The 3,612-nt window shown below is 59.3% G+C and carries 3 protein-coding genes; 2 read left to right on the top strand and 1 reads right to left on the bottom strand.

Going from position 1 to position 3,612, the window contains the following annotated elements; genetic code table 11:
- Positions 1-500, bottom strand: a 500-nt coding sequence (locus tag OXF11_05805; protein MCY4486617.1) for an amidase family protein, incomplete at its 3' end; no start/stop codon positions are given.
- A 172-nt stretch (positions 501-672) separates the two neighbouring features.
- Here OXF11_05805 and OXF11_05800 point away from each other — a divergent pair.
- The gene (locus OXF11_05800) at positions 673-2,073 is read left to right on the top strand and encodes an AAA family ATPase (protein ID MCY4486616.1); all 1,401 of its coding nucleotides are present in this window, start codon (positions 673-675) and stop codon (positions 2,071-2,073) included.
- Positions 2,074-3,216: 1,143 nt separating this feature from the next.
- Positions 3,217-3,612, top strand: a 396-nt coding sequence (locus tag OXF11_05795) for a hypothetical protein (protein ID MCY4486615.1), incomplete at its 3' end; no start/stop codon positions are given.

The following is a 3,612-nucleotide window of genomic DNA, read 5'->3' as shown; positions in this document are numbered from 1 at the left end:
TGCCCGGCGGCCAGCGCCGCGGCCGAGCCGCCCGAGGAGCCACCGGGGGAGCGGTCCAGCGCCCAGGGGTTGCCGGTCGTGCCGAACACCACGTTGGTGCTCTGGGCGTCCCCGCCGAAGAGTGGGCAGTTCGTCTTGCCGAACACGATGGCGCCGGCCGCCTTGAGCCGTGACACGGCGGTGGCGTCCCGGTCCGGGACGTGTCCGGCCAGCCAGGGCGCTCCGGCGGTGGTGCGGATCCCCTCGGTCTCGATCGTGTCCTTGATCGTGATCGGCAGCCCACCCAGCGGCCCGGTCCTCTCACCGCGGGCTTTGGCCTCGTCGGCTGCGCCGGCCAGCCGGCGGGCCCGCTCGGCATCCAGCGTTACGACGGCGTTGAGCGCGGGGTCGGCGGCCTCGATCCGGCGCAGGAACAGCTCCAGCAATTCACGGCTCGAGATCTCACCGCTTCGCAAGGCCGCGAGGAGATCACGCGCGACCGTGTGGACTCTCTGCACCATGTCCGTACCCTACGCGCGCCCTCCACTCACGATGCCTTCGGGAGTGCGGCGCCGCTAAACTTAGCAATAGTCTCGCCAAGCGAACGAGGGACTCTTGTCCACCGCCGCTCAATGGACACCGCCAATCGACGCCTGCCCACCGACACCGGGCTGATCTCGGGAGAACATCACAATGCGTAGCATCACGGTGCAGAACTATCGATGTTTCGGCGAGCAGCAAACCGCTCAGTTGGCGCCCCTTACGTTGTTCGTAGGCGAGAACAGCAGCGGCAAGACGTCCCTTGCGGCAATGGTTAGGGCGCTGTGGGATATTTCCTACGCTGAGCGCGTGCCGGACTTCAAGGAACCACCCTACGACTTGGGGAGTTTCGAGGAGATTGTTCATCATGGCGGCGCGAGAGATAGCAATGCTGAAATGTTCTCGGCGGCATTTGAGATCGGCTCAGACGTACCAAGTCGCTTGACTCGCGAGACTGAATTCGGCGTATCGGACATAAGGCTTGAGGTCACCTTCGGCCCAAAATGGGGAGCACCAGTTCCCACCCGAAGGCGTATATCACGCGGCGATTACTGGGTGGAACAGAGCATAGATGGGAACAATCATATTCGTTTTGACTTGGGTACGCCAAGTGGCATTTGGGCATATGAGGACCCCGAGATCGACCGGTTCTTTGCTCAGAACGGTGGCATTGATTCTCTGCCGCCGTTCGATTTCGTCAGCCACCTCATTTGGAGGGAAAGATCAGCGGCAGAGGATGATAGTAAGGAAAGAGATCCTCCGCTGATCACGGAGGAGGAACAGGAGTCTATCATGGACTTGATTCACGGACGGATCTTCTCTGAACTGTCCGATAGTCGCTCCACCGCCTCGTCAAGGCCCTTCGCTGGCGCCCCCACTAGGTCACATCCTCGGAGAACATACGATCCTGCGAGTGTGGCACCTGACGCTGAGGGAGATTACGTGCCCATGTATCTTGCTCAGTTGTCGCTTCGGGACGCTAGCGCTTGGGAACGCCTACAGTCGCGACTTGGGGAATTTGGTCGCGAGGCAGGACTCTTTCATGAACTCAACGTACGTCACTTGGGGAAGACCGCTGGTTCTCCGTTCCAGATTGAGGTTCGTGCATCTGATATACCAGCGCAGAGTCCGCCACTTAATCTTGCTGATGTAGGCTATGGAGTGAGCCAGACGTTGCCGCTAGTAGCTGAACTATTGCGACCTGACGGGCCGCGGATGATGCTTCTTCAGCAGCCTGAGGTACATCTGCACCCGAGTGCCGAAGCAGCTCTGGGCAGTCTATTCTGTCGCGTTGTTTCCAGCGGCAAGAAGCGCCGCCGACAGCTTGTCGTTGAGACTCATAGCGACTTCATCATTGACCGCGTGTGTATGTCAGTTCGGGACGAGACCGTTGATCTCGTCCCCGAAGATGTGTCGATTGTGTATTTTGAGCGAACTGGACTTGGAGTTCGGCTTCATTCGTTGCGAGTGGATGATGACGGCAACTTACTTGATGTTCCTTCAGGATATCGCCAGTTCTTTATGGACGAGTCTGTCAAGTATCTTGGGGCTTGAGAATGTGTGCGATTGTTGATGCGAACGTCAGGGATCTTGTATTCAAACGTCATGCCCGGGATGCGAGCGACGCAAATGCCAGGTTTTTCCAGTGGATCATATCGGGCAAGGGTATTGTTGTGATCGGAGGCACAAAGCTCCGTAAAGAGCTATATGGTGATGCAGGCTGGCGGCTTCGTGATGTGTTTGTGAACCTCAAACGCATGGGATACATCAAAGACATTGATGACGAAAAAGTGGATAGAGTAGCGGAACAACTCGGCACGGACGGAGCGTGCAAGTCTGACGATGAGCACATAATCGCGTTAGCCAGAGTAAGTCGCGCCCGCCTACTCTATTCGCATGATAGCGCTCTCCACAGGGACTTTGGGAATAGGGATCTGCTTAGTAATCCGCTTGGGAAAGTCTATTCGACGAGAACGCGTAGCGAGTTCACTGATGGCCATCAGCGTCTACTTGCGAATCGCAATCTATGCGATCCTCGGAGAGGATAGATCTCTAGTGGATTCTACCCGTGCGGAATCTCTGGCTCCTTCCATCGGCAGCCTGTCTTTCATCGTGAACTAAGAAGCACAGCGGGAGATGTGCGCCACCGGGTGTTCCGAAGTCGTCGCGCTAGCCGAAACTCTGAATTGAGTGGCGGACGAGATGCCAGTTCCGTAATTCCATGAAGGAGAACCGATGAGCGGGAAACTGGATCTAGCCGCGCGAATCGAGCGCGACGCCGTCAAAATAGCCGCCAAACTAGCGCCGGGGAGCATATACACCGTCGGTGGATTGAAGCGTCTTCTGGGAGCTTGGCGTTTATCGCGCTACCGTAGCCGCCACGGTGCCAACGCCGCCGGCGCGGTTGAAACGATTGCTGAACAACTGGTTGAGTCGAAACATCTGGAACCTGCCCGATCTGGGCGGTTCAACACTCCGCGATGGCGTGCGCTATGACGAGGGAACGGGACCGAGCGCACAAGCAGATCCTTTCGCAACCGGTAGGTGCGACTCGGGTAGTGCTAGAGACATCTATCGGGTGGTCGTTGCGACCGCACCAGAAATGCGGAGTCGATTTCCGGCAGGACTTGAGATTCTGTGGAGCTACAGGCCGCAGGGCAACGTACGTCTGCTACCGCTCACCCCGAGAGAGGTCTGGTGGCTAGGGTCAGCGCCTTGAGCGGGGACGAGGGCGCTGCGCAGGGCGAACTCTGGACGCCGTTGAGGATCGGTGCGGTGACGGTCAAGAACCGGATCATGCTGTCGCCGCACCGGCAGGCCTACGGCGACGACAACCAGCCCACCGACCGCATGATCGCCTACTACGTCGAGCGGGCCAAGGGCGGCGTGGCGCTGGTGGACGGCGAGTCCACGTCGGTGAGCCGGCGGTTGGCCCGGGCCAGCGCCGAGTCCGGCCCGTCGGGCTGGCGCCTCACCGCCTACGAGGAGCGGGTCATCCCGGCCTTCGCCCGCCTCGCCGAGGCGCTGCACGCCCATGGTTGCAAGATCTTCATGGAGTTCAGCACCTTCGGCGTGAACCAGGGCGCCCGGATC

Source organism: Deltaproteobacteria bacterium, assembly GCA_026712905.1.
Classification (GTDB): Bacteria; Desulfobacterota; Binatia; order UBA9968; family JAJDTQ01; genus JAJDTQ01.
This window is presented reverse-complemented; position numbering and strand designations above follow the sequence as displayed.

What these genes read in the sequence shown, in the direction of transcription:
- OXF11_05800 (MCY4486616.1), top strand. Translation starts at nt 673, where the DNA reads ATGCGTAGCATCACGGTGCAGAACTATCGATGTTTCGGCGAGCAGCAA.